This is a genomic window from Arthrobacter sp. Z5-13 (assembly GCF_056499105.1).
The window spans coordinates 108170-133411 of sequence record NZ_CP096460.1 but is presented as its reverse complement, the minus strand read 5'-3'; the positions used below and the strand labels follow the sequence as shown (position 1 = coordinate 133411).

Genomic DNA, 25242 nt, shown 5'->3' with positions numbered 1-25242 from the left:
GTCCTCGGTTTCGAAACGATCAAGGGCTGCATGGGGGACGTGCTGCAGACGGGCTGAATTCAGTAGGCCAGGGCGCGGTCCAGCGCCTCAAGAATCCTGTCGATGTCCGGCAGGTAATCCTCTTCCACCTTGGCAACGGGATAAGGCATGTGGAAACCACCCACCCGAATCACCGGAGCTTCCAGCGACAGGAACGCCCGCTCGCTGATCCGCGCGGCGATCTCGCCACCGATTCCACCAAAGGTGGGGGCCTCGTGGGCAACGATCAGCCGGCCGGTCTTTTTCACGGATTCCGTGACGGTATCGAAATCGATAGGGGAAATGGAACGGAGGTCGATGACTTCAACGCTGCGGCCGTCTTCCTCAGCAGCGTTTGCGGCCGCAAGGGCCACCGGAACGAGGGGCCCGTACGCGACTACCGTGGCGTCCTGACCTTCCCGGATCACGTGGGCCTTGAAAGGGTCATCAGCGAGACCGGGGGCCTGGACGTCGACGTCGCCCTTGAGCCAGTACCGGCGTTTGGGCTCGAAGACAATAACGGGGTCCTGGCAGTCCACAGCCTGCTGGATCATCCAGTACGCATCATGGGCGTTCGATGGGGTGATGATGCGAAGGCCTGCGGTATGTGCGAACAACGCTTCCGGCGATTCCGAGTGGTGCTCCACGGACCCGATCCCGCCACCGTACGGAATGCGGATCACTACGGGAACGGTGAGGTTGCCGTGGCTGCGGGCATGCATTTTAGCCAGCTGGGTGGTGATCTGGTTGAACCCGGGGAACACGAAACCGTCGAACTGGATCTCGCAGACCGGGCTGTAGCCACGCAGGGCCAGGCCGATCGCTGTACCGATGATGCCGGACTCAGCGAGGGGGGTGTCTACAACGCGGTCGGCACCGAATTCACCGATCAGCCCGTCAGTGACACGGTAGACGCCGCCGAGGGGCCCGATGTCCTCGCCCATGAGCAGGGACTTGGGATTGTTGGCCAACACGGCCCGCAGGCCTTCGTTAATCGCCTTCGCGATGGTCATGGTGGTCATCAGTGCGCCGCCCCTTCAGCTGCCTCTTCGAATCCTGCGCTGTATTGCTCAAACCAGGCGAGTTCCTCCGCCACCAGGGGATGTGATTCCACATAGGCGTTCGCGAAGGCCGAACGGATGTCAGGCGTCTCGAGGTCGTGGGTGGTGCGGCGCACGTAGGAGGCGAGCTCGTCGCCGTCGGCCTTAACCTGCTCAAAGAAGGCATCATCTGCCAGGCCCGCGGCGCGCAGGTAGACCTCAAGCCTCGCTAGAGGATCCTTCGCCCGCCAGGCGTCCTCCTCGGCGGACGGCCTGTACTTGGTGGGATCGTCTGCGGTGGTGTGCGCGCCCACGCGGTAGGTAAAGGCCTCGATCAAAACGGGGCCCTTCCCCGAGCGCGCGTGCTCAAGTGCCCACTCAGTCACGGCATGGACGGCGATGACATCATTTCCGTCCACGCGAATGCCGGGGAAGCCGTAACCCTTGGCGCGGTTGGAGAGCGGAATGCGGGTCTGCACGGCGCTGGGTACCGAGATGGCCCAGTGGTTGTTCTGGCAGAAGAACACCACGGGAGCGTTATAGGAGGAGGCAAAGACCATGGATTCGTGCACATCGCCCTCGGAACTGGCTCCGTCGCCGAAGTATGCCATGACAGCAGCGGGCGGTTCCGTTCCCGCTGGATCCGAGGCGGCCGCGAGCTTCTGGTCCCGCTGGATCCCCATCGCGTAGCCCACCGCATGGAGGGTCTGGGCAGCAAGGACGAGGGTGTAGAGATGGAAGTTGGTGTCCTTGGGATTCCACCCGCCGTTGGACACGCCGCGGAACTGCCGCAGGAGCTCGGACAGGTCAACGTTCCTGGTGAGGGCAACGCCGTGCTCCCGATACGTCGGGAAGATGTAGTCCTGGGGCTGACTGGCCCGGCCTGAGCCGATCTGGGCTGCCTCCTGCCCCGTCAGTGGTACCCAGAGTGCCAGTTGTCCCTGCCGCTGAAGGGCTGTGGCCTCCTGGTCGAACCGCCTGATGGCCGCCATGTCCGAATAGAAGCCGCGGAGTTTGCCGGCGTCGAGCTTGTCAGCGTACTCCGAGAAAACAGGGTCACTGCCCAAAGTTCCGTCCGGTCCCAGCAGCTGCACCATCTCGGCAGCGGGTTCCCCCATGGCCGCCTCGGCTTCCGCCTCGAGCTGGTCGTCTACCTCGGTTCCGTCGAACTCGGTGGAGGGCAGATGTGTGGTGCCCATACCGTCTCCTTGCTTGCCGCATGAATGCGCTGCAATGTCGCTGGGATATATGCTCCGGAAAGAATGTATTCCTGCTGGTGCATATATTGTGGCTTACTGATCCTTACTTTATCCGCAGTAAGGTAGCGGAGGGCGCCTCGTTAAGCGCTAGGAACGCTGTGGGGCTTTTGTATAGTTCGCACAGAGCTCCAAGAACCGGGTGTTAGCCTCTGCTTCTCCAATGGTGACGCGGACGCCCTCGTTCCCGAAGGCCCTGACCGAAAGTCCTACTTCTTCTGCCTTCCGGGAGAAATCTGAACTGTTGCCACCCAGGTTGAGCCAGACAAAATTTCCTTGCGCCTCGGGAATGAACCACCCCAGCTCCTTGAGGCCCGCCGTTACCCGGTCCCGCTCATCCACCAGCCCTTGTACCCTTTCTACAACCTGGCTGAAGTTCTGCAGGGAGGTCACGGCCGCAGTCTCGGCTATCTGCGAGACAGCGAAGGGAGTGGCGGCCACCCGCAGGTGCTGCGTGAGATGGGGCTGTGAAATGCTGTAACCCACCCGAAGTCCTGCCAACCCGTGGGCTTTGGAGAACGTCCTGAGGACTACCACGTTGGGGTACTTCCGGTACAGATCGATGCCCTCTACTGCATCCCCGTCGCGAACGAACTCCTGATAGGCCTCGTCGATTACCACAATCACCTCTGACGGGACAACGTTGATGAACCGCTCCGTCTCCTCGGCACCCAGGCTTGGCCCGGTGGGATTGTTGGGAGTGCAGAGAAGAATGACCTTGGTCCGCGCCGAAACTGCAGCTGCCATCGCCTCCAGGTCATGGCGCCCGTCAGGGGTCACAGGGATCCTGACGCTCCGGGCGCCGGCGAGGCCCACACAGATGGGGTAGGCCTCGAATGAGCGCCACGCGTAGATCACTTCGTCTGCTTTACCGTCCTCGTTCTGGCCGGCGAATGCGGCGAGAAGCTGGTTCAGGGCACCCAGGCTGCCCGTCCCTGTAACAATGTCCTCCGCCGGAACGGATAAGAATCCGGCCAGGGCGGTCCGCAGCCGCGTGCTCAATGGATCAGGGTAGCGATTGAAGTCTGTTTGAGCTGCGATGGCTTCCACGACGGCGGGGATTGGCGGCAGCGGATTTTCATTCGAGGACAGCTTATAACTCGTGATGCCCTCGACGGCGAGAGGAGGCTTTCCGGCGGCGTACCGCGGGAGCCTGTCTACCACTGGCCGCGGCCTGACACCCGCGGCAGTCTTTTCTGGTGTCGTCATGTGAACTAGCCTACTTCCACGTATCTGCCGCCTGCCGCGTGTGAAAACATGGGGGATGCGTTCTTTTGTTGTGCGGGTAGTCATCAACGGACTGGCTTTGTGGATTGCGAGCTGGATACTTCCGGGGCTGGACATTTCCACGTCGGCAGCCAGCGAGGCAGTTGCGCGGACAGGTGTAACCGAAGGCACAGACACCATCGGGCTCATCCTGGCGTACTTGTTCATTGGGTTGATCTTTGGGCTGGTCAACGCTTTTGTGCGCCCCTTGGTCAGTCTTCTCTCCTTACCGATCACTATTCTCACGCTCGGGCTGTTCACCATCATCATCAACGCAGCGATGCTCTACCTGACGTCGTGGCTCAGCAGCTACACCCCCGTCGACTTCACCATCGACAGCTTCTTCTGGACAGCTATCCTGGCCGCGATCATCATCACCATCATTTCCCTCGTAGCGGGGTGGCTGCCCGGCGCCCGACGCCGCTGAGGCTTCAGGCCAGTGGCAATCAAACGCTGCTGGGGCCCGGCCGGACTCACCCGTAAGGTCATATGTATACCCCTCTTGGCCTTGCATTGGCGCGCTAACAACCAATGTCTGTTGTGGTTTTCTGCGTCAAAGATCTAATCTTTCGTTGACATTGGTCGTCCGCGTAATGCAGTCTCTAGAAGGCGCGCCGCTTACTGCACCGTTGCAGCCCAGTTAATGCGCGCAACTGGAAGGGATGACGTCCGTTGATACGCAGAACTTCGAAACTGCTCGTCGCAGCCTCACTCGCAATTGCCATGCTGGCCGTGCCAGCCACAGCCCAGGCCCAGGAAGAGACTGACACCGCCCAGTTGCCCGGTCAGGAGCTCGTCTCGGCCATGCAGCCGGGCTGGAATCTCGGCAACACCCTCGACGCCATGTGCTGCGGGGAAGGCGATGACGAGACTGCGTGGGGTAACCCGCGCGTCGACCCCACTTTTTTCAACGACATTAAGGCAGAAGGCTTCAACTCAGTCCGCATTCCCGTGAGCTGGGGCAACCACACGGGCCCGGCGCCTGACTACATGGTGGAACCGGAGACCATGGCACGCGTGCAGGAGATCGTCGATTTCGCCCTCGAGGCAGACCTCATCGTCATGATCAACATTCACCACGACTCGTGGCAGTGGGTGAAGGACATGCCCACAAAGCACGATCAGGTCATGGCCCAGTACAACGCCACCTGGACCCAGATCGCGGCCACCTTCAAGGACTACCCGGAGAAACTGGTCTTCGAGTCCATCAACGAGCAGAAATTCGAAGGCTCCTCCGGCGTTGAGGAGGATCACCGCCACATGGCCGAGCTGAACAGCTCATTCCATGAAATCGTGCGCTCCTCAGGTGGCAACAACGCCCACCGCCTCCTCGTCCTGCCGACGCTCCACACCGGTTCCGAGCCGGGCGACATGAACGCTCTCGCCGCCGAGATCGATGCACTCGACGACCCGATGTTGGCCGCGACCACTCACAACTACAGCTTCTGGCCCTTCAGCGTCAACGCCGCCGGGTACACCACCTACAACGAGGAGGTACAGAACCTGCAGGCGGAGAACTTCCAGAACCAGGTGGATACCTTCGTCTCCAAAGGCATCCCCGTCATCATCGGTGAGTACGGCCTTCTCGACAACTACGACAACAAGGTGGAACGCGGCGAATATCTGAAGTTCTTCGAGCACTTCGGCTACCTGGCCCGCACTTCTGGCATCACCACCATGTGGTGGGACAACGGCACGCACTTCGACCGCTACAAGCGCGAATGGCGCGACCAGGAGCAGTTCGACTACATCTCCACCGCCTGGACCACGCGCTCGGCCACCGCCTCATCAGACCTCGTGTTCGTGGACGCCTCGGACAAGATCAACGACAAGTCGGTCACCCTGAACCTGAACGGCCACAAGTTCAAGGACCTCAGCTTCGGGAACAGCACGCTGAGGCCCGGGCCGGACTACACAATCGAGGGCACCACCCTGACGCTCAAGGCGAAGCTCCTCAAGCGCGTCCTCGGCGACGGGGAGGTGGGGACCAGTTCGCAGCTGAAGATCCTCTTCTCAGGCGGCATGCCATGGAAACTAAACGTGATCAGCTCGGATGACCCCGTGATCGTGAACGCCACCGGCACTAACGGGTCGCTGCTGATCCCGGCGGCGTTTAACGGCGATCAACTGGCCACGATGAAGTCCGTCTACGCCGACGGTATCGGGGCCGGGTTCCACAGCTGGACTACGTACCCGGAGTTCTGGGACGACTTCAAGCCGGACTACGAGGACGGGACGATCGAACTGACCAAGCGCTTCCTGGACAGCATCAAGGACGGCTCGCCTGTGTCCCTGACGTTCCACTTCTGGAGCGGCAAGACCCTGGAGTACACGGTGACCCGCGAGGGCGCTGTTGTCACCGGCGTCGCCTGACACGCGAAACTCCTTGGGGCGGTGCGTTCAACGCACCGCCCCCGGGCTTATCGGCCACCATAGGGAAGGCCCGGATGCCGTTCCTTCCGGGCAGCCGAAACGCGGCCAGCGCCTTCCTTCGACTGAACCTGAGGTTCCCGGACCATACGGAAACGCGTAGCCGTGGCAGCGCCACCGGTTCCCACCACTGCGCCCAGGGCGGCGGTTGACGCCATTAGCGAGGGATCATCGCTGGCTGAGATTGCCCTTGCCCCGGCTTCGTAGTTGGTAAGTTTGTGCCCTGGCCCCAGCCCGGCTTCCTCCCCTGACGGGGTCTGCACGCGATTGGTCATGGTCACTGTGACCCGGTCTTTGGTATCCGGACTGGCAACGCCGTCACTTCCCGGCACCCAGTCCTGGCGGTGTTCCAGGTGCAGGCTGCTGATTCCCGGCTGCGGAGTTATGCCGCCGACCGGTGAGCCCGCGGTCAGCACATATCTGAGGTCATACTCCGCGAGGAAGGCTTTGTCTTTGCTGAGGTTCATGGCATGGACGCCGCCTTGGCTGTAGCCCACGGCCACCACTTGGTCCTGTGCTTCCGCTCCGGCTTCCTTAAGCGCAGCGCGGATGGCGGCGACGGTGTATTCGGAATCGTAGCCAAGCCCTTCAGCGATACCGGCTTCATCAAACGGATTGTCTCCGCCACTGGGGGTGCCTGGCTGCGTCCCCGGAATGATCACGATGAAAGCCTTGTGCCCATCGTGGACAGTCTGGATGATTTCGATGCGGCCGTGTCCCTCGGCACCGACGCTCCCTGCCCTGGCCAGCAGACCCGCCGGAGAAGCATCCAGATCCATATCCGAGGTCACTTCCTCTACTGCACTAACAGGACGAGGCTTGAGGTCCGGAATTCCCCCCTCTGCCAGGGTGCGGATAATGGACGGAACCCCGGAAGTAGCCCTCGTGCCAGGACGAAATGCCGCGGCTGCAGCAAAGGCCGCATCAGGTCGCAGGCCGAGGAGGACGCTCAGCAACAGCGGCACATTGCGCGCAAGGGCCTCGGATGTTTCCCTGTTCATGTACCCGGTCAGGCCGCTATCCATACCCTGGGCAGCCAACAGTTCAAAGGACCCCATTCCCGTGCGGAGATTCTGGCCGGTGTGGCTCTCAGCTGCCTCATACTCCCGCTGACAGGCACGCACTTGGCTCCCGATGTCCTGCAGTTCCTGCCGGACCGCTCCGACCGCACGACGGCCCTCCCCCACGGAATCGAGCGCCGCCACTCCGCTGGAACGCGGCTCATTCGCGTAATTGCACAGGTCCTGCCAGACACTGTGTGTTGCCACCTCGACCGACGTGAGCGTGCCGGCGAGGACTTCCAGTGCTCCAGCGCCCGCTGCAAGCTCAGAGAGCTGGAAACTGATGCCTCCGATCCCGCCCCTGATCGACAAATCCCCTTCAGGCGGGGTCACCTGAGGGCGAAGTGGCCCGCCTGCACCTCCGGGCGAGATCTCCGCCATCAGTAACCGCCCGCCGGAGTCCGTGGCGACGAAACCGCCACGTTCTGGGCGTGGTGGCGCACGGCAGCGGCCGCATGGTTCAGCTGCTCCATGGCCCGGCGCAAGGCGGCAGCCTGCAGCCCTACGCTCAACCGGTAGGCCCTGCCCGCCGTCGATTCCCAACTGGTGAGCTCCAGCTGGGCAAGCCTGCGATGCACAGCCTCGACTTCAGTTATCCCGGCCTCTACCCGTGCTGCCAGCAACTGCACCTCATGGCTCCGCGAAGCGCACTGGTTGAGATCCGCCGGTGTGATGGCGCTGCTCATTTTCTGGACCCCCCAACGTGGATGTGTGGCAGTGGCGCACCCGGGTCAATGGCGACCCAGAAAGTACACAGCTGTCACTGAACTTTCACCCTAAGGAACCTGGTTTTCCGCGTGAACAGGCCATGGCAGCTATGTGGATAAGCGGGCATGACATCCAGTGCCGCTACTGACCGGAAGTCATACGCTCCCGCGGGCTTAGGCAGAGTCGAAGTTCATGAAAGAATTGCCGCATGCCTCAAACTGCCGCCACAGCTGATACCCGTACGCCTTCCGGACGCATTGCCCTTGCCGCCTCTCCGGTCCAGATTGCGCTCGGCCCGCTGGACGGCCGCTACCAATCCGCCGTCGCGCCGCTCGTTGACTACCTGTCCGAGGCCGCCCTGAACCGGGATCGCGTCGCTGTGGAGGTCGAGTGGCTGATTCACCTCACGGGCAACAATGTTCTGCCGGGGGCCGGTCCCCTCACGGCGGAGCAGCAGGAGCGGCTCCGCCAAATTGTCACGGAGTTCGATGCCGCCGCGGTTCAGGAACTGGCGGAGATCGAGGCCGTCACGGTGCACGACGTCAAGGCCGTGGAGTACTACATCGGCCGCAGGCTGCAGGGCATCGGCATCGAAAACCTCACAGCGCTGGTGCACTTCGGCTGCACCTCAGAGGACATCAACAACCTCTCTTACGCGCTCGGTGTGAAGGGCGCGGTAGAGGACGTGTGGCTCCCGGCTGCAAGGTCGCTCGTGGCCCAGATCGAGAAGATGGCCGAAGACAACCGCGCCGTCCCCATGCTTTCGCGCACCCACGGCCAGCCGGCCACGCCCACCACGCTGGGCAAGGAGCTGGCCGTCGTCGCGCACCGCCTGAACCGCCAGCTGCAGCGGATCGCAAACATGGAATACCTCGGCAAGATCAACGGTGCCACCGGAACCTACGCGGCCCACGTCGCATCGGTACCCGGCGCTGACTGGCAACAGGTCTCCAAGTCCTTCGTTGAAGGGCTTGGCCTCACCTGGAACCCGCTGACCACCCAGATCGAAAGCCACGACTGGCAGGCAGAGCTGTACGCCGACGTCGCCCGCTTCAACCGGATCCTGCATAACGTGTGCACGGACATCTGGAGCTACATTTCCATCGGCTACTTCGCACAGGTGCCGGTAGCTGGAGCCACCGGTTCCTCCACCATGCCTCACAAGGTCAACCCCATCCGTTTCGAGAACGCCGAAGCCAACCTGGAGATCTCCTCCGGGCTGCTGGACGTGCTGGGCTCCACGCTGGTGACGTCCCGCTGGCAGCGTGACCTGACGGATTCATCTTCCCAGCGCAATATTGGTGTGGCGTTCGGACATTCACTCCTGGCCATTTCCAATGTGGCCAAGGGGCTGGATCGTCTTGATGTGGCTGAGGATGTCCTCGCCAGGGACCTGGACACCAACTGGGAAGTCCTGGGTGAAGCGATCCAGATGGTGATGCGAGCCGAGGCAATCGCAGGGGTCGAAGGCATGGAGAACCCGTACGAACGGCTCAAGGACCTTACCCGGGGCCAGCGCGTGGATGCGGGGCGTATGAGGGAATTCGTCCAAAGCCTGGGCCTTTCGCCTGAGGCAGAAGCCCGGCTGCTGGCGCTGACCCCGGCTAACTACACGGGGATCGCCGATCAGCTGGTCGATCATCTGAAATGAGGCTCCTGCTCATTCGCCACGGCCAGACGCCCGGGAACGTCCTCGGGCAGCTGGATACTGCACACCCCGGCCCTGGCCTGACTGAGCTCGGCCAGCGGCAGGCGGCGGCTTTGCCCAGGGCCCTGGTGAATGAGCAGATCGACGCCATTTATGCCTCCAGGCTGGTCCGGACCCAGGTCACGGCTACCCCGTTGGCCCGTGCCCGAGGACTGGAAATCCAGGTCCTGGACGGGTTGCACGAGATCGAGGCCGGCGCGCTGGAGAAACTAACGGACCACGAATCCCACATGCGCTACATGCGCACGGCATTCGCGTGGACGTCGGGCGACCTGGACCGCAGGATGCCTGATGGCCCGAACGGTCATGACTTTTTCCAGCGTTACGACGCCGACATCGCGAACATCGCTGCAACTGCAACTGCATCCGGATCAGACGGCGATTCAAGCACTGTGGCAGTTGTCAGCCACGGCGCGGCCATCCGCGTTTGGGCCGCCGCCCGCGTACAGAACATCGACATCGATTTCGCCGCAAAGCATATCCTCGCCAACACCGGCATCGTCGCACTCGACGGCGACCCCGACGCCGGCTGGCACCTTCTCCACTGGGACGGCAGCCCAGTGGGCGGACTGGCCCTGGCGGACCCGATGGCGGAAGATCCCACAGGCGACTCGTACTGATGTGAGCCAGGTCAGGCCAGCCGGAAATGTTCTCCCGGCCCTTACGCCCGCGAAACACTGCGGTAACCGCTGGTTTCTAGTCTTGAGTTGCATACCCCTTCGGAGAATGCGATCTCGAATTGAGGCAGTCATGCAGACCAACCCGCGTCTCAACATCCGTCAAGTCACCTGGGCGAACCCCGTTGGTGCCGATCTTCGAGCAGCCCAGCAGGCGGAACTGGATGCCCGCTTCGGAACAGCCGACCACGAGCCTGGTACGCCGCCGTCGGAAGCTGATACTGCTGTGTTCCTGGTGGCCTATGAGAAGAGTTCCGGGCAACCGGTGGGCTGCGGCGGATTGCGGATGCTGGATGACCGCACCGTTGAGATCAAACGCCTCTACGTGATTCCTTACATGCGCGGCTCAGGTGTGGCGAGCTCCATCCTGGCGGCCTTGGAAGCGCATGCCCATCAGCAGGGTTTCACCACCGTGACCGCGGAGGCGGGGTCGGCGCAGCCCGACGGGCGGCACTTCTATGAGCACAGCGGATTCGCGGAAGTGCCGAGCTTCGGCCCCTATATCGGCCAAGAGCATTCCCACTGCTATGCAAAAACGATCGATTCGCACAGCGCAGCTCACACGGCCATGGCCTAGCACCCTTAGCTCGACGGAAGTCTTAGTGCGACGGCGGCGGAGACTTCCGCCGTCGACTGCTCGCCGCACGCAACAGCAAATCGCGGGTGGGCTGCAGGCGTCCCGCCAGGGCCAGGCGCATCATGCCGGCTGAGCCCAGACGCAAGGCCTGGGTGCGCAGGAACCGTTGGTTCCCGTAGGCCCGCAGCGCCGCGTGGACCGGACGCGAGTTGAGGTGGTCTGCCAGGGTCACGGCGTCGATCAGTGCCTCGCAGGCCCCGCGCCCCAGATTAGGTGTCATGGCATGGGCGGCATCTCCTACCAATGCCACCCGGCCCCGGACATATCCGGAAAGCGGGGGCGTGGTCCAAATCCGCTGCGCCAAGCTGGTCTCGGCTGCGGCGGCGGCCAGAACCTCGCGAACGCCGACTGCATGGCCGGAATATCGCTCTCGGGCCAGTTCAAGGACCCGCTCGACGTCGATTTCGCCCGGTTCCAGCTCGGGGAGGAAGCCGGAGTGGAAGGAGGCATACCAGTTGGTGCCGCCGGCTGCGGGGCCAATCCCGAACAGATCCCCCCTCCCCCAGTACTCCCCTGAGTGATCCTCCCAGAGCCTGCCCGGCACGACTCCGCGCAATGCCACGTATGAAGTAAGGCGGGCGCGGGTGGACTCGCCCCAGACCGTGCGTCGAACAATGCTGCCCACGCCGTCGGCTCCGATCAACACGCCTGGCCCCTCTGGACTGACCGCCTCAAACCGCCCGGTTTCCCGGCGGACTGAAGCCGGCACGGCAGATTCGAGGAGGCGGATGAGTTCAGGCCGGGACACGGCAATGGTTCCGCCGGCCGGGACCACCAGCCACGGGTCACCGGCAGCGTCGCGGAGGGAGCCAACAGCCAGTGCGGGGCTTGAAGCCTGGACGGCCTCGAGTATTCCCACCGCAGCCAGCGCCTCCTGCGCCTTCGGCCACATCATGAGGGACGTTCCCACTGTTGGCAGTTGCGTCCGCTGCTCGTGAAGCGTGACCTGGAAGCGTTGGGGATCAAGGCGCGCTGCAAGGGCCAAGCCGGCTATGCCGCCACCCACGATCGTAATCTCCTGCACGGGCCGAGTGTACGCGCTCGACGGCGGCAAGGTAGACCCGTCGTCGGGTGGCCGTGTGGCTCGGACGGCCCTCCCCCGCATAACCGTTGCCGGCCAGGGCCGTCCATGCGGGGCCGGGCCGTCCGTGCACGGAAACCGTGTTTGACTGTTCCTGAAATTGACGGTGATTCGTCATCAAACGTTGCAGAGTATGCCTATAGGCTTGCGGAACATTGCTGATTCCATTGGGGGAAACGAGTCTTAATCATGCAAAAAGTAAAAACACTCGCTGCCGGTATTGCCGCTCTTCTTGCCTTGGCCGGATGTGGTGGTGCGCCAGGGACGGCGTCTCCGTCCGGCTCGTCGTCGCAGGCTTCCGGCGGATCCTCCGGCGAAACGTTGATTGTCTATACGAACTCCAACGGTGAAGGCCGGGGGGAATGGCTGACAGAAAAGGCAGCAGCCGCCGGTTTTAAGATCGAAATCGTGGGAGCAGGCGGCGCGGATGCCACCAACAAGCTCATCGCAGAGAAGAACAACCCGATCGCCGACGTCGCGTTCGGCTTGAACAACATGTACTTCGAGCAGGTCAAGGCAGGCGGCGCAATCGAACCGTACACGCCATCCTGGGCAAAGGAAGTTGATGCCGAACTCGGAGACAAAAGCGAAGACAAAGCGTACTGGCCGCTGGTGAAGCAGGCTATTCTCCTGGGCTACAATTCCGAGAAATTCAGCGCTGATAAAGCACCGAAGGATTGGACGGACTTGTGGAGCAAGGACGAATTCAAGGGCCGGTATGAACGGGTCACAGGCTTAGGAACAGCAACCTCGCAATTGGTATTCGCCAGTATTCTCACCCGCTACAAAGATGATTCCGGTGACCTGGGTATTTCCGATGAAGGCTGGAGCCAGATCGAGCAATACTTCCAGCACGGCAGCCCGGCGGTCCCAAAGACTGATCTATTTGCCCGGATTGCAAGCGGTGAGGTGGACATGGGCCAGATGCCGTCGTCCATCATCCCCGAACGCGAGAAGACCTTCAAAGTGAATGTCGACGTCGTGAAGCCTTCCGTCGGTGTGCCGTTCGCGGTGGAGCAGGTGGCCCTTGTAAAGGGGACGGACAAGAAGGAGGAGGCGCTGAAGTTCATTGACTGGTTCGGCGGGGCCGAATTCCAGGGCGAATGGGCCCAGAAGTTCAACTCCATGCCGGTCAACGAGGGAGCCGTCGCAAAGGCGAAGCCTGAAGTGGTGGAGTTCGTGAATTCGCTGAAGCAGCAGGACATCGACTGGACGTTCGTCCAGGAAAACATCGGTGCCTGGGTGGAGAAGATCGAGCTCGAATACATGACCTAAAACGGACGACGGGCGGAACCTGAACGGGGTTCCGCCCGCCTCCGTTTTACGTCCCACGAACACCTTCTTCCAGACAGGCTTTCCCATGATCCGCTTGGACAACATCGAAGTTACCTTTGGAGATTTCATCGCAATCCCCGGCTTGACGCTGGATGTGAAACAAGGGGAATTCTTCACCCTTCTGGGCCCCTCCGGTTGCGGAAAAACGACGGCGTTGCGTACCTTGGCAGGGTTCATCGAACCATCCGCTGGGGATGTGTACGTTGACGGCAAGGCGGTTACCCGGCTCCCGAGCGACAAGCGCCAGGTGGGCATGGTGTTCCAGAACTATGCCTTGTTTCCCAGTATGAGCGTGTGGGAAAACATTGCCTTTGGCCTTCGCGTGAGGAAGGAAAAGCCAGCTGACAGCGATCGGATGGTTCGGGAAATCGCCCGGCGGGTTGACCTCTCGGATGAGCAGCTGAGGAAGAACGTCGCGGAATTGTCCGGCGGACAACAGCAACGCGTGGCTGTGGCCCGGGCGCTGGTGCTCCAACCCAAGATTCTGCTGCTGGACGAGCCCCTGTCCAATCTCGATGCCAAGCTCAGGCATCAGCTGCGGCAACAGCTCAAGGACCTGCAAAGCGAATTCGGCATCACCACCGTATACGTCACCCACGATCAGGATGAGGCCCTGGCGATGAGTGACCGGGTGGCCGTATTCAACAAGGGCATGGTCGAACAAGTGGGCACGCCGCAGACCATTTACGACGAATCCGCCACGGAATTCGTTTGCAACTTCATCGGCGACAGTTCGGCGTTGACGCCTGAGTTCGTCCGCGAACTGAGCCGGCAGTCCCCCACCCCGTTGGACCCCGGCGCCCGCTCCTACCTCCGGGTGGAGAAGGCGGCGCTGGCACCGGCCACAGGAGGGGAACGCGATGGAGCCGTTGCAGTCGAGGGGACCGTGGTCTCGCGGACCTACCATGGGCTTCACAGCAGATACCGCGTGTCATCCCACGGCTCGGAGTTGAGCATCATTGTCCGGGAGGATGGGAGCAGCCGGCCTGAGCCCGGGGCGAGGGTAACAGTGCATGTCAGGCCTGAACATGTGCTGCAGTATCACCCTGAAACGGGAAGCCGACTCGAAGATCCCGCCCTGGCAACCTCTGCCACCTCGCAGCCATGAGGGGAACATCGGCCAGGTCAATGCTGAGGTCACCCTTCGTCATTGTGGTGGGCATTGTCCTGACCTGGTTCGTCGCCGCATTCCTTGTCTGGCCAAATGCCAACGTTCTGATTGCCACATTTTTCCCCGACGGAAGTTTCTCCGGCCGGGCAGCTGAGAAACTCCTGTCCTCCGACCGGGCAATGAAATCCCTCGGCAACAGCTTCATGTTGGCCGTGGCCCTCTCTATCACAGTGAATATTGTTGGGATTTTCATTGTGCTGGTGACGCATTACTTTAAGATCCGCGGCTCCAGGATCCTGTTCCTGGGTTACGCCACCACATTTATCTATGGCGGCATTGTGCTGGCGGCGGGCTATAAGTTCATCTACGGCGAGAAGGGCATTGTCACGGTCCTTTTGGCCGGCATGTTCCCCGGGATGGATGCGGGTTGGTTCTCCGGCTTCTTTGCTGTCCTGGTGGTCATGACTTTTGCCACCACCACAAACCACATGCTGTTTGTTGCCAACGCGTTGAAGGGTGTGGATTTCCAGACCATTGAGGCCGCCAGGAACATGGGCGCTTCAACCTGGACCATCCTCCGCCGGATCGTCCTGCCCATGCTCAAACCCACGCTGTTCGCGGCCACCATCCTGTCCTTCCTGACCGGATTGGGCGCGCTCAGCGCACCCCAGGTGCTGGGCGGCCGGGAGTTCCAGACCATCACGCCGATGATCCTGACCTTCACCAACAGCCCCACATCCCGCGACCTCGCCGCGTTGCTGGCCGTGATCCTCGGTGTGGCCACCATTCTGATGCTGGCCGTGATGACCCGCTTGGAAAAGGGCGGCACCTACTTCTCCGTATCCAAGGTGTCTTCACGGCTGGAGAAGCAGGCCATCACCAACCCGTTGGCCAATGCCCTTGTACACGTCGCCGCCTATTTGCTCTTTGCGGTGTACACCCTGCCCGTTGTCCTGATTGTGCTTTACTCATTCGCGGACAGCGCCGCTATCCAGACCGGCCAGCTGTCCCTGTCCAGCCTCACGCTGGAGAACTACGTCCGCGTGCTCACCCAGCCTTCCGGCCTGCGTCCGTTCATCATCAGCATTGTCTACAGTGCGCTGGCCGCCGTCATCACGGTGGGAGGGCTGCTTTTCGTTGCGCGGCTCCTCCAGAAGCACCAAAACTGGCTGACGTCGCTCTTCGAGTACCTCTTGCACATCCCGTGGATACTGCCATCAGCGCTCCTCGCCCTTGGCCTGATCATCAGCTACGACCATCCGAATCCACTGGTAGGCGGAGCCGTCCTGACCGGGACCACGGTCATCCTGCTGATCGCTTTTGTCACCGTCAAGATCCCTTTTACGCTCAGGATGCTGAAGGCAACGTTCACCACAGTGAACTCCTCGCTTGAGGAGGCCGCAACCATCATGGGAGCCAGAACGCTGTATGTTTTCCGCCGCATCCTGTTGCCGATTGTCCTGCCCACAGCAGCAGCCATCGCGGCTTTGAACTTCAACAGCATGCTGGACGACTATGACACCGCTATATTCCTGGCCCACCCACTCTTCCAGCCACTTGGACTGATCATCAAGGCCAACACGGACGGGGCCGAAGGGGTGGATGGAGTCTCGAACACGTTCGTCTACACGGTGCTCCTGATGGTCATCACCGGGCTCACCATGTACCTCGTCTACGGGCGGACCCGCCGTCGGGGTGCCCGTACGCCCCGGGAACTCCCACCGCCGACGACGAGTGCGGCCAGCCCGCTTCCCGTCACCGTTTCCAGCTCTGCCCGGTAGCCGCGGAGCCGCCCTACGTCCGACGGCGGTACCTCCTAAGCTGCTCCCGGCCAGCCCGTGTAGGCCTCAGCCAGGTACGCCTGGCCGTGCATTGAAGACACCACCGAGTTGAGCTCCCCCAGTTGCCGGGCGCGTGAAAAGTCGTCAGCATCCGCCGGAGCATGCAGCATCGAAGTCATCCAGTACGAGAACTGCTGGGCTTTCCAGACCCGGTCCAGAGCCCGGCTGCTGTAGGAGTCCAAGAGCCCGGTGGAGCCTCGGGAGTAGTAGCTGTCCAGCCCCTCGAACAACATCTTCACGTCGTGGATGGCCAGGTTGAGGCCCTTCGCCCCGGTAGGCGGAACGGTGTGGGCGGCGTCCCCGGCCAGGAACAGGTTGCCGTGCCGCATGGGAGTGTGGACGAAGCTGCGGAATTTCAAGACCATTTTGTCGATGACGGGTCCCTCGTTGAGCGTAAATCCGTTGCCATTCACCCGGCTGCGGAAGGTCTCCCAGATGCGGTCATCGTTCCACTCGGCCACATTCTCGCCAGGATCACACTGAAAGTACATCCGTTGAACGGTGGGGGTGCGCTGGCTGATGAGGGCGAAACCGTTCTCGGAGTTGGCGTAGATCAGCTCATCGGAACTTCGCGGAGCCTCGGCCAGAATCCCGAACCAGGCAAAGGGATACTCGTGGAAGTACCATTTCCGGTGGGCTTCCGGCATCTGCATCCTGCACTGGCTGCGGGACCCGTCCGCACCAGCGATGAAATCGGCCTGCAGCTCGTAGTCCACGCCATCTGCCCCGGTAAACCAAACCTTCGGCTTGCCCTCGATGTCGTGGACACTGGTGCCGGTAACGCTGTAGCGGACATCGCCGTCGTCGGCCTCCCTTCGCGCAGCGAGGTCTTGGAAAACATCCGTCTGGGGATAAAGCCACACGGATTCGCCCACCAGCTCTTTGAAGTCGATACGGTGGCTTTCGCCGTTGAACCGCAATTCAATGCCGTCATGACGGTCGCCTTCCCGCAACACACGGTCCGAGACCCCGCTGTCCACGAGCATGTTCACGGTGCCGTGTTCCAGGATGCCCGCGCGTACCGTTTCGGAGATCTCCTCCCGGCTGCGGATCTCCACCACCACTGAATCAATCCCGGATTTCGCCAGAAGGTGCGAAAGCATCAGCCCGGCGGGCCCTGCCCCCAGGATGGCCACCTGGGTGGTGATGACGCTACGTGGTGCCATGGTGTTCCTCGCTTCATCGCGGTGGCCCCAGGGAAAGACGGGCCGGCTCTTATGTCTGGCCCCAGTGTGACCCGGAACTACCCCTCCACATCACACTAATTCCATTCAACGGAATCGAACCCCCGGCCACGTTCGTTCAGTTCATGGAGCAAATCCCTGCCATCGACGATCCAGAATTTATCCGCGGCGGGGAACACCTCTTCGGGGTATGTATTGGCAAAATCTGCGAACTCGCCCAACCAGCCGTCGGGAACATACTGCTCCATGCGTGGCCCCTCCGGGTAACAGCCGGCAAACCGCTTGTTGTCAAAATCAACGAAGGCGATTGGAAACAAGAAGCTCACATCCCACCACGACTGCGCACTCGGGAAGCGCTCCAACAGACTCTGCCGCAAAAACTGAAAATCCACACTGCGGATCTCTGGTGCCGCCAGAAAAGCCTCTGCCGAGTCCTGGTCGACAACTCGTATGCCTGACCTTTGAGCCAACGCTACGACGTTCAGATCCGGAACTTGATGCCCTGCCGTGGCGAATGCATCCATCCATTTTTCCCAGTCAAGCACCCAGTTGTCATGATCTGACACTCGCCACTGGATAACCCCCTTGTAACGCACAACGGCCACTGCGTATTGCGGATCGAGCAAGTCAGGCGTCGGCCCTTGGGTTTTTTCAAGATCCTTCATTTCATCTCTCCTGATCCTGGGACTCCGTGTTTCACAGTGGTCGATTCTTTCGGCACTCGCGGCAGCTCCAGTTGGCGCCCTATTCCGCGGGCCGCCGTCTGGAGTGCCGGAACCAAAGCCTGCAGGCGCATCTCCTGCAGGGGAACGACGACGCCCAGTGCGGCCAGCGCGTTCTTTCTTCGGTCAAGAACGGGCACGGCGATACCCCAGGTATCCGGGTCCACCACCCCGGCCAGCTGGGCGTACCCCTGACGGTTTGCCTCGGCCAGGAGCAGACGCATGTCGCGGGGGCTCAGCCTGCCGGAGGGATCGGCGAACTGCTCCAGATACTCCCCTTGGAGTTCCTGTGGCTGGAATGCCATCAGAGCGACGCCGGCTGATGAGATGTGCACCGGCATTCGTCCCGCGATTTGAGCCCTGTTAGCAGCCGACCCCCGGCGGGACAACCTTTCAACGAACAAGACTTCCCAGCCATCCAGGACTGCAAGGTTCACGTTCTGCTTCAGGACCTGTTGGATGTCCTCCATAAAGGGCAACGCGGCCTGCCGCAGGACCAGCGCCGGGGAATTCCGGTTTACGAGCTCCCAAAGCCGCAGTCCAAGCCGCACCGAACCGGCGTCGCCCAGGTCCACGAGTCCATGCTGGGCGAGTTGCCGGACCAGCCGGTGAGCGGTGGTTAGCGGAAGCCCGGCACGCTCGGCGAGCTGCGAAAGCTGCAGTGTGCTCACGCCGTCGGGAAAGGCTGCGATGACCCGCACGATACGGTCCACCACGGAGTCTCCGGACTCAGAGTTGGCCACGGCCGCCCAACCTCCTCCTCCTGGCGCTCAGGCGAGCTTCTTAAGCGTCATCCGGCAACGCTTCCATTGAATGGAAAGAACGCCTTCACCCTACCCCGCGCGCAAAGCGAAAGTCAGCCGGGCGAAAGTCAGAGGGACCGGTTGAGGCTCCGGCGCAAAAGCCAGGAACCCAGCAGCAACAGTGCAGCCGCCATCGTGGCAAGCACTCCGAGTTGCGGCAGGATGTCACCCAAAGTGCCTTCATGCCGCTGGATCTCGGCAAACGCGTCATACGCATACCGGTGTGGAGTGATGTAGGAAACAGCTCGAAGGGTCTCGGGGAACAGTTCCGGCGGCACCATGCAGCCGCCCAACCCCGCCAGAACCAAGCCGGCCCCCACTCCCACACCGGAAGCAGCGCCGTCGTTGTCCATGACAGATCCGATCACCATGGCTGCCGCCGCTGAAACGGTGCAGAACACCGCCAGAACCAGTACTGACAGCGGAATGCTGCCCCACTGAACCCCGAAGAGAAGTGCTGTCCCAAGCATGATGTAGCCGCCCTGCACCAACGCGATAGCGAACCTGCCCAGGGCCTGCCCGGCTATTGCCTGCCCGCTTGAAACAGGTGCGGCCAACATGCGCGGGATCACTCCCAGCCTCCTGGCCTGGATCAGGGTGGTGGCGCCGGTCAGGGAACTCAAGAACACGAAAAGCAGCAGCTGCTGGGCCGCTCCAAGATCGAACTGACCCAGGCCGCGGAACTCCTGAGCGATTTCACTGGTATCCACCACCTCCACCTTCGGGGGCGAAAGCCTCTGCGAGGCGGCAGCGAGCGCATCACCCGCCTGCGCAGCCGGCAAGCCGGCCCGGGTAAGGGCGGCAAGCTGCCCGCGCTCCACGTTGACCGACTGGATGGCCGTGCGCACCTGTTGCATCACTGCTTGCGCACCGGATTGCGACCCCATCACCACCTCAACGTCAGTGGGCCGCCCGCCTCCGGACCCGCCGGCGTCGAACTCTGCAGCAGCCTCGTCCGAGATGAACAGTCCGACGTCGGTACTGCCGCGGCTCAGCTCCTGCCGCACGGCATCCGCGCCCGCGAAAGTGACGTCGACGTCGGCGGCTTCGAGTTTCGTCTTTATAGTTTCCGCAAGTGCTGTTCCCGGACCCGAGATGGCTACCCGCGACTGCCCGGCACCCGCTCCGAACTGTGAGCCGATAAGCAGGATCAGCATAAGAGGGAAGATGAACACAAAGAAAATGTTGGATCTGTCCCGCAGGAACCGTTTCAGCTCCACGCCTGCGAGCGCCAGTACAGCCGTCATGTCCGCGCCCCCCGGTCCGGAATGATCCTGGCTATGACCAGGCAGACGGCGGCAAACACCAGCATCACCGCGAGGGGAGTGCCAACCTCAGCCAAGCCACCCCCGCCAGCGGAAACCCCCAGGCCGCGGATGAACGCACCAATCGGATTGATGTCCAGAAGGGTCTGCGCGAATCCGGAGCCCTGGATAGGAAAGAATGCCCCGCCTGCAATTCCCAGCACCATGGCCAGGATGGACTGCGCCACGTTGGCCTGTTCAGCGGTCCTGACCATGCGCGCCACGATGAAAGTAAGGCTGGTTGCCGCGGCCACCACGCTGAGAACCAGCGCGCCAACCACCACAGGGGATCCGAAATTCACTCCGAACAGCAGCGATCCCGTCACCAGCAACACACTGGTGGCTGCCACGCCAAGGATAAAGCCGACGGCGGCTTTGGAAGCCACGATGGTTCCGTGGCCGAGTGGCATGGACTTCAGCCGTGCAAGGGTGCCTTGCTCGCGTTCTGCCAGCAGCCCCAGGACTCCGAACCCGACGGTAAACATCAGGAAAAGGCCGGCCTGCCCTGCCACCAGCGTTCCCTGGAAAGAGAGCTGCTCGTCCGAGGCCTGGCCTTCTTTGAGGGTCAGGGCAGGGGGTCCGGCCGCCGCCTGGTTCCCGATTGCGGCAATTGCTTCCGGGGGCAGTCCGGCCGAACCCGCCGCGGCCGTTGCTACGGAAGCGGCGTGCAGCTGGTCCACCACTCCAACCACCACGGAGATGAGGACGTCCGTTTCCAGCCCGGCGCCGTCGCCTTGGACCACCTGGACTGTGGGTGATGTACCAGATCTGAGGGTGCCGCCGAAGTCATCAGGAATGATCAGTGCCACATCAGCTGCACCTGACCGGGCAGCGGCCCGGGCGTCGTCGGCGGACATCCTGTTGAGGGTAACGTCCACCACCTCCTGGGACTCCACGGTGTCCAGAACGGTGGTGGCCAGCTGGTCAGCATTGGGAGCGCTTGCCGCGACTGTAACGGGTTCAAGGCCGGGGTCGTCGCTGCCGAATCCGCCCGTCACGAGGCTCAGCACACCCATCAACGCGAGCGGAACAACGAGCGAAAAAACGAAGACTGACTTATCCCTGACCCGTTCCCTCAGGTCCTTCAGAATGATGATCCACAGCTGCCGCATATCAGTCCCGGAGCGCCTTTCCGGTGAGGTGGAGAAACACGGATTCCAGGTCCGGGCGGGTGATTTCCACCGACGTCACCGACATCCCGGCGTTACCAGCACCAGTGACGATGCCAGCCAATACGCTGGGGCCATCCTGCACGGTCAGCGAGAGGGCTGAACCGTCGCCGTCCACGTGCTGCACCCCCGGGACGAGGCGCAAAGCAGCCGCCGCAGCCGCAGAATTTCCGCTGCCATGAAGGTTGATCCGGTCCACGCCGCCGGTCAGCCTGATCAGCTCGTCCCGCGTCCCCTCCGCCTGGATGCTGCCCTCATCAATGATGGCTATCCGGTCGCAGAGCCGCTCCGCTTCCTCCATGTAGTGGGTGGTGTACAGGACTGCCATTCCCTCGGAAGACAACGCCTCCACGGCTTCCAGGATTGAGTTCCGGGATTGGGGGTCGACGCCGACAGTCGGCTCATCGAGGATCAGCAGGGTAGGCCGGTGCAGAAGCCCGATGCCGATGTTGAGCCGCCGCTTCATTCCGCCGGAGTAGTTCTTGGTGAGGTCCCCGGCCCTGTCAGCCAGGCCGATAAGCTCCAGCACTTCCTGCGTCCGCCGGGAGAGATCCTTGCCGTTCAGGCCCTGGAGCCGGCCGAAGAAATTCAGGTTTTCCCTCCCGGTCAGGTCGGGATAGATCGCCAGCTCCTGGGGGACCAGGCCCAGATGCCGTTTGGCAGCAGTTTCGGATGGACCCATCCCCTTTCCAGCAACGCTGACATTGCCGGCGTCGGCAGCTATCAGGCCTGCAATCATGGAGATGGTGGTGGTTTTTCCCGCACCGTTCGGGCCGAGGAGCCCAAAGGTCTCCCCCGGCTGGATGGTGAAGGACACACCGTCGACGGCGGTCAGTTCCCCGTAGCGCTTCACCAGCCCCTGAACGGTAAGGACTTCAATCGTTGGTGCACTTTGTCCTGCATCAGTTGGTCCTGCGACGCCCACTACGGCGGCCCCCTTTAGTCGACGTTCCAGCCATCATTATCTGACAGGAAACCCCCAGTCTGAGGCCGTAGGCTGGTGTCGCAACGAGTTTCCGGTAAGACCGACTTTGCGAGGACCAACACCGTGACATCCCTGTACTCCATTCCCCTCACCCTGAACGACGGAACCCAGACCGACTTCGGCCGCTTCGAGGGGAACGTAGTGATGGTGGTGAATGTCGCCTCCAACTGCGGATTCACTCCCCAGTACACGGGGCTTGAGACGCTCTACGAAAAATTCAAGGACCGCGGCTTTGCCATCCTGGGCGTCCCCTGCAACCAGTTTGCCGGCCAGGAACCTGGCAATGACGCCGAAATCGCCGAGTTTTGCCAGCGGAACTTCGGAGTCACATTTCCGCTAACCGTGAAGGCAAACGTCCGGGGCAAGGACCAGCATCCCCTCTACTCCGAGCTGACCAAGTTCAAGAGCGGCGTGCTCCCGGGCCTGGTGAAGTGGAACTTCGAGAAGTTCCTGGTAAACCGCGACGGCGAGGTGGTGGCCCGCTTTGCTCCCACCGTGGAGCCTGACTCAGCCGAGGTCATTGACGCCATCGAGACTGCCCTCGCCCGAGGATGACCGGCGGTACCGGCCCCGGGGAACCCACAGCATCCGCTAAAGCGTTCACGGACTCTGATCTCACGGGGCTGTGGATGGAGTCCGGTTACTCCACCAATGACTATGTGGAGCCATATCCGGATGATGAGTTGATTGCGTCCGTCGAAGCCGAACTTGGCGGTTACAAGCTGCCTGCGTCCTACATCGAACTGGCCCGGATCCACAACGGCGGTGTATTGCAAAGATGCGTTTACCCCATGGACCCGTCGACGAATTGGGCTGATGACCAACTTCTCATCACGGGTCTGTACGCCCTCGGGAGGACAGCGCAGCTGTCTCTTGCCGGACCTCTGGGTTCGACCTAGAGGGAAAGGGAGTGGGGCTATCCGCGCATCGGCGTCGGCATCGCCGACACCCCCAGCGCAGGGCATGAGCAGATCATGCTCGACTACCGTTCCTGCGGAAAAAACGGCGAACCGCAGGTGGTTCACGTTGACCAGGAGGCCGGGTATCGCATCACGTTTGTAGCGAAGGACTTTGCCACTTTCATCCACCGGCTTGTGGGCGAGGATGAATACGCAGAAGAAGAGCGCCAGTCGGCCCTCGTAAGGGTGGAGCGGGGAACGCTTTCGCCGATCGTCGTCGCGGCATTGGCGGCGGCCGTCGGGCAACTCCCCGAGGGTGAGCGGATACTGCGGGCCTCCGCGCGTCAGGTTGTCGAGGACAAGGGGTTCTTAGCCCTGCATGACGATGAGCAGTCTTACGTGATGTACGACCTCATTTTCTGGCTGTACTCGCAGCTGACAACCGCCCAGTCCTTCAAGCACTTTGTTAGGTATCCTAAGGGCCGTGCCTCCTATGACGTCCCGTGTTTTGAGCTCATGATTGTCTTCAGCCTCAGCGACCAGCCGTACGGTTTCAATACCGGCGGCTTCGCAGAGGGCTTTCTTCTTGAATGGTGGGAAGAGCGTTTGCGGACTGGTGCAATCTCACCTTCCGCTGAAGGATTCCGGATGAGCCACGAGGCCGAGCAGACCCTCCTTGCAGTGGTATCTTCTATCGGTTGATTCCGAGGTATTTACGCATAAATGGAGGTCCCGTGTTCAAAGGGTTCAAAGACTTTATTCTTCGTGGCAATGTCATCGAACTGTCCATCGCCGTCGTCGTCGGCACAGCGTTCACAGCACTGGTTGCCGCGTTCACCACCAACATCGTTAACCCGATCATTGCAGCGGCCGGCGGGGTGCAGACCGAAGGGCTGGGCTTTCCCATCTGGCCTGGAAACGAAAAGACGTTCGTCGACATCGGCGGGGTCCTCACAGCGTTAGTGACATTCCTGATTACGGCTGCCGTGGTCTATTTCATCTTTGTGGCCCCCATGAACAGGATCAACGCCCTGGTCAAGCAGCGCCTGACCACTGAGGAACCCGAAGAAGAACCGATCCCGGCCGACACTGCCCTTCTGGCCGAGATCCGCGATCTGCTGATGAAAATGACCGAGGCCGACCGCAACAGGGAGAGCTCCGCTAACCGGTCATAAGCGGGATCAGGAGGTGCCGTGGCCCTGCCACATCCCTACCAGTCAGCCCGTCAAGTAATGATCAAAACGTTACTCCAGACACTTCCGTAATTTGATAAGCATACTTATGATGTATCTCAAGGATGCGACGTAGATCGGCCTTACCGGAGCGTGGCACCCTGCAATGCAACATCTGTTAAACAGTTGCCGTATTAGGCAGGAGAACATCATGGTAAATACCAACCAGACGGGTCGCCGGACAACGATCCAGACGGCAGCAATGGTGGTTGGAGCAGTGTTCTTGCTGGTGGGCATCCTGGGATTCATCCCCGGGGTAACCAGCAACTATGCAGCCCTCGGAGTAGCCGGACCCGCTTCAGAGGCTCTGCTTCTGGGCGTCTTCCAGGTTTCCATCCTCCATAACATCGTCCATCTGCTGTTCGGTGCGGCAGGAATCGTCATGGCACGCAGCGCCACCCAAGCCCGGAACTATCTGATCGGCGGCGGCGCGCTTTACCTGGTCCTCTGGCTCTACGGCCTGGTGGTGCCGCATGATTCCAGCGCCAACTTTGTTCCGTTTAACGACGCCGACGACTGGCTGCACCTCATCTTGGGTCTGGCCATGGTCGCCTTGGGCGTTGTCCTGGCACGGGGTGTGACAGCAACCCGCACCACAGCCCGCGGCTAAGGGGACCGCTGCACCGCTGAATAAAAGGTTGCCGCAAACCTTGGTGACCTGAACCATCTCAGTAAGCCTTGGTGGCCGGGAAACCGGCCACCAACGCTTTTTACTGACAGCAGGCCAAAAGCCTGGCCGCCCTGACGTAATTCCGCTCTGTATTCCGCTCCGTCC

General features: G+C 61.7%; 25 protein-coding genes. 13 read left to right on the top strand and 12 right to left on the bottom strand.

What is annotated here, in order from left to right; genetic code table 11:
• Positions 1-59: 59 nt before the first annotated feature.
• From M1E02_RS00625 to hisC, 3 genes are all read right to left on the bottom strand, one after another.
• Positions 60-1040 carry an alpha-ketoacid dehydrogenase subunit beta gene (locus tag M1E02_RS00625; protein ID WP_479376251.1) on the bottom strand — a complete coding sequence of 327 codons (981 nt, stop codon included), beginning with the start codon at positions 1038-1040 and terminating at the stop codon, positions 60-62.
• Entirely contained in the window at positions 1040-2257 is a 1218-nt protein-coding gene (gene pdhA / locus M1E02_RS00620; protein WP_479376250.1) for a pyruvate dehydrogenase (acetyl-transferring) E1 component subunit alpha, read from the bottom strand. The genes M1E02_RS00625 and pdhA overlap by 1 nt, the downstream gene beginning before the upstream one ends.
• Before the next feature lie 147 nt (positions 2258-2404).
• Entirely contained in the window at positions 2405-3523 is a 1119-nt protein-coding gene (hisC, locus tag M1E02_RS00615) for a histidinol-phosphate transaminase (RefSeq protein WP_479376249.1), read from the bottom strand.
• A 55-nt stretch (positions 3524-3578) separates the two neighbouring features.
• On the opposite strand from hisC, the gene M1E02_RS00610 reads away from it, so the two are divergent.
• Both M1E02_RS00610 and M1E02_RS00605 read left to right on the top strand, forming a co-directional pair.
• Positions 3579-4007 carry a phage holin family protein gene (locus M1E02_RS00610; RefSeq protein WP_479376248.1) on the top strand — a complete coding sequence of 143 codons (429 nt, stop codon included), beginning with the start codon at positions 3579-3581 and terminating at the stop codon, positions 4005-4007.
• A gap of 245 nt (positions 4008-4252) precedes the next feature.
• Positions 4253-5953, top strand: a complete 1701-nt coding sequence (locus M1E02_RS00605; RefSeq protein ID WP_479376247.1) for a cellulase family glycosylhydrolase — start codon at positions 4253-4255, stop codon at positions 5951-5953.
• Between the two features lie 47 nt (positions 5954-6000).
• Here the strand turns inward: M1E02_RS00605 and M1E02_RS00600 are convergent, their stop codons facing one another.
• Together M1E02_RS00600 and M1E02_RS00595 are read right to left on the bottom strand one after the other, a co-directional pair.
• Positions 6001-7452: a hypothetical protein gene (locus tag M1E02_RS00600; protein WP_479376246.1), complete on the bottom strand. Its 1452-nt coding sequence runs from the start codon at positions 7450-7452 to the stop codon at positions 6001-6003.
• Positions 7452-7757 (bottom strand): hypothetical protein, encoded by a 306-nt coding sequence (locus M1E02_RS00595; RefSeq protein ID WP_479376245.1) that lies wholly within the window; start codon positions 7755-7757, stop codon positions 7452-7454. Before M1E02_RS00595 ends, M1E02_RS00600 begins: the two co-directional genes overlap by 1 nt.
• A 230-nt stretch (positions 7758-7987) precedes the next feature.
• Between M1E02_RS00595 and purB the strand changes: the two genes are divergently transcribed.
• From purB to M1E02_RS00580, 3 genes are all read left to right on the top strand, one after another.
• A complete protein-coding gene (purB, locus tag M1E02_RS00590; RefSeq protein WP_479376244.1) occupies positions 7988-9430 on the top strand; it encodes an adenylosuccinate lyase in 1443 nt (480 codons plus the stop codon).
• The gene (locus M1E02_RS00585) at positions 9427-10107 is read left to right on the top strand and encodes a histidine phosphatase family protein (RefSeq protein WP_479376243.1); all 681 of its coding nucleotides are present in this window, start codon (positions 9427-9429) and stop codon (positions 10105-10107) included. Before purB ends, M1E02_RS00585 begins: the two co-directional genes overlap by 4 nt.
• Positions 10108-10237: 130 nt before the next feature.
• Positions 10238-10741, top strand: a complete 504-nt coding sequence (locus tag M1E02_RS00580) for a GNAT family N-acetyltransferase (protein ID WP_479376242.1) — start codon at positions 10238-10240, stop codon at positions 10739-10741.
• A 22-nt stretch (positions 10742-10763) separates the two neighbouring features.
• Here M1E02_RS00580 and M1E02_RS00575 read toward each other — a convergent pair whose 3' ends face one another.
• Positions 10764-11825 carry an FAD-dependent monooxygenase gene (locus M1E02_RS00575; protein ID WP_479376241.1) on the bottom strand — a complete coding sequence of 354 codons (1062 nt, stop codon included), beginning with the start codon at positions 11823-11825 and terminating at the stop codon, positions 10764-10766.
• Positions 11826-12071: 246 nt separating this feature from the next.
• Here M1E02_RS00575 and M1E02_RS00570 point away from each other — a divergent pair, with 246 nt between their 5' ends.
• The 3 genes from M1E02_RS00570 to M1E02_RS00560 all read left to right on the top strand — a co-directional run bounded on the left by M1E02_RS00570 (position 12072) and on the right by M1E02_RS00560 (position 16109).
• On the top strand, positions 12072-13157 hold the full coding sequence (locus M1E02_RS00570) for an extracellular solute-binding protein (protein WP_479376240.1): 1086 nt from the start codon (positions 12072-12074) through the stop codon (positions 13155-13157).
• Between the two features lie 85 nt (positions 13158-13242).
• Positions 13243-14325, top strand: a complete 1083-nt coding sequence (locus M1E02_RS00565) for an ABC transporter ATP-binding protein (protein ID WP_479376239.1) — start codon at positions 13243-13245, stop codon at positions 14323-14325.
• A complete protein-coding gene (locus M1E02_RS00560) occupies positions 14322-16109 on the top strand; it encodes an ABC transporter permease (protein ID WP_479376238.1) in 1788 nt (595 codons plus the stop codon). The genes M1E02_RS00565 and M1E02_RS00560 overlap by 4 nt, the downstream gene beginning before the upstream one ends.
• 35 nt (positions 16110-16144) lie before the next feature.
• On the opposite strand, the gene M1E02_RS00555 is transcribed toward M1E02_RS00560, so the two are convergent.
• The 6 genes from M1E02_RS00555 to M1E02_RS00530 all read right to left on the bottom strand — a co-directional run bounded on the left by M1E02_RS00555 (position 16145) and on the right by M1E02_RS00530 (position 22276).
• On the bottom strand, positions 16145-17335 hold the full coding sequence (locus M1E02_RS00555) for a 4-hydroxybenzoate 3-monooxygenase (protein ID WP_479376237.1): 1191 nt from the start codon (positions 17333-17335) through the stop codon (positions 16145-16147).
• Positions 17336-17430: 95 nt separating this feature from the next.
• A complete protein-coding gene (locus M1E02_RS00550) occupies positions 17431-18018 on the bottom strand; it encodes a hypothetical protein (RefSeq protein WP_479376236.1) in 588 nt (195 codons plus the stop codon).
• Complete coding sequence (locus M1E02_RS00545; RefSeq protein ID WP_479376235.1) at positions 18015-18818, bottom strand: IclR family transcriptional regulator; 804 nt, start codon at positions 18816-18818, stop codon at positions 18015-18017. The genes M1E02_RS00550 and M1E02_RS00545 overlap by 4 nt, the downstream gene beginning before the upstream one ends.
• Positions 18819-18946: 128 nt before the next feature.
• Positions 18947-20125, bottom strand: a complete 1179-nt coding sequence (locus M1E02_RS00540) for an ABC transporter permease (RefSeq protein WP_479376234.1) — start codon at positions 20123-20125, stop codon at positions 18947-18949.
• Positions 20122-21294: an ABC transporter permease gene (locus M1E02_RS00535; protein ID WP_479376233.1), complete on the bottom strand. Its 1173-nt coding sequence runs from the start codon at positions 21292-21294 to the stop codon at positions 20122-20124. Before M1E02_RS00535 ends, M1E02_RS00540 begins: the two co-directional genes overlap by 4 nt.
• Before the next feature lies 1 nt (position 21295).
• Positions 21296-22276: an ABC transporter ATP-binding protein gene (locus tag M1E02_RS00530; RefSeq protein ID WP_479376232.1), complete on the bottom strand. Its 981-nt coding sequence runs from the start codon at positions 22274-22276 to the stop codon at positions 21296-21298.
• A gap of 123 nt (positions 22277-22399) precedes the next feature.
• On the opposite strand from M1E02_RS00530, the gene M1E02_RS00525 reads away from it, so the two are divergent.
• The 5 genes from M1E02_RS00525 to M1E02_RS00505 all read left to right on the top strand — a co-directional run bounded on the left by M1E02_RS00525 (position 22400) and on the right by M1E02_RS00505 (position 25077).
• Positions 22400-22891: a glutathione peroxidase gene (locus tag M1E02_RS00525; RefSeq protein WP_479376231.1), complete on the top strand. Its 492-nt coding sequence runs from the start codon at positions 22400-22402 to the stop codon at positions 22889-22891.
• Entirely contained in the window at positions 22888-23235 is a 348-nt protein-coding gene (locus tag M1E02_RS00520) for an SMI1/KNR4 family protein (RefSeq protein ID WP_479376230.1), read from the top strand. Before M1E02_RS00525 ends, M1E02_RS00520 begins: the two co-directional genes overlap by 4 nt.
• A 75-nt stretch (positions 23236-23310) precedes the next feature.
• Positions 23311-23937 carry a hypothetical protein gene (locus tag M1E02_RS00515; RefSeq protein ID WP_479376229.1) on the top strand — a complete coding sequence of 209 codons (627 nt, stop codon included), beginning with the start codon at positions 23311-23313 and terminating at the stop codon, positions 23935-23937.
• Positions 23938-23969: 32 nt separating this feature from the next.
• Positions 23970-24410 (top strand): large conductance mechanosensitive channel protein MscL, encoded by a 441-nt coding sequence (mscL, locus tag M1E02_RS00510; protein ID WP_479376228.1) that lies wholly within the window; start codon positions 23970-23972, stop codon positions 24408-24410.
• Positions 24411-24618: 208 nt separating this feature from the next.
• Complete coding sequence (locus M1E02_RS00505; RefSeq protein ID WP_479376227.1) at positions 24619-25077, top strand: DUF4383 domain-containing protein; 459 nt, start codon at positions 24619-24621, stop codon at positions 25075-25077.
• Positions 25078-25242 lie beyond the last annotated feature (165 nt).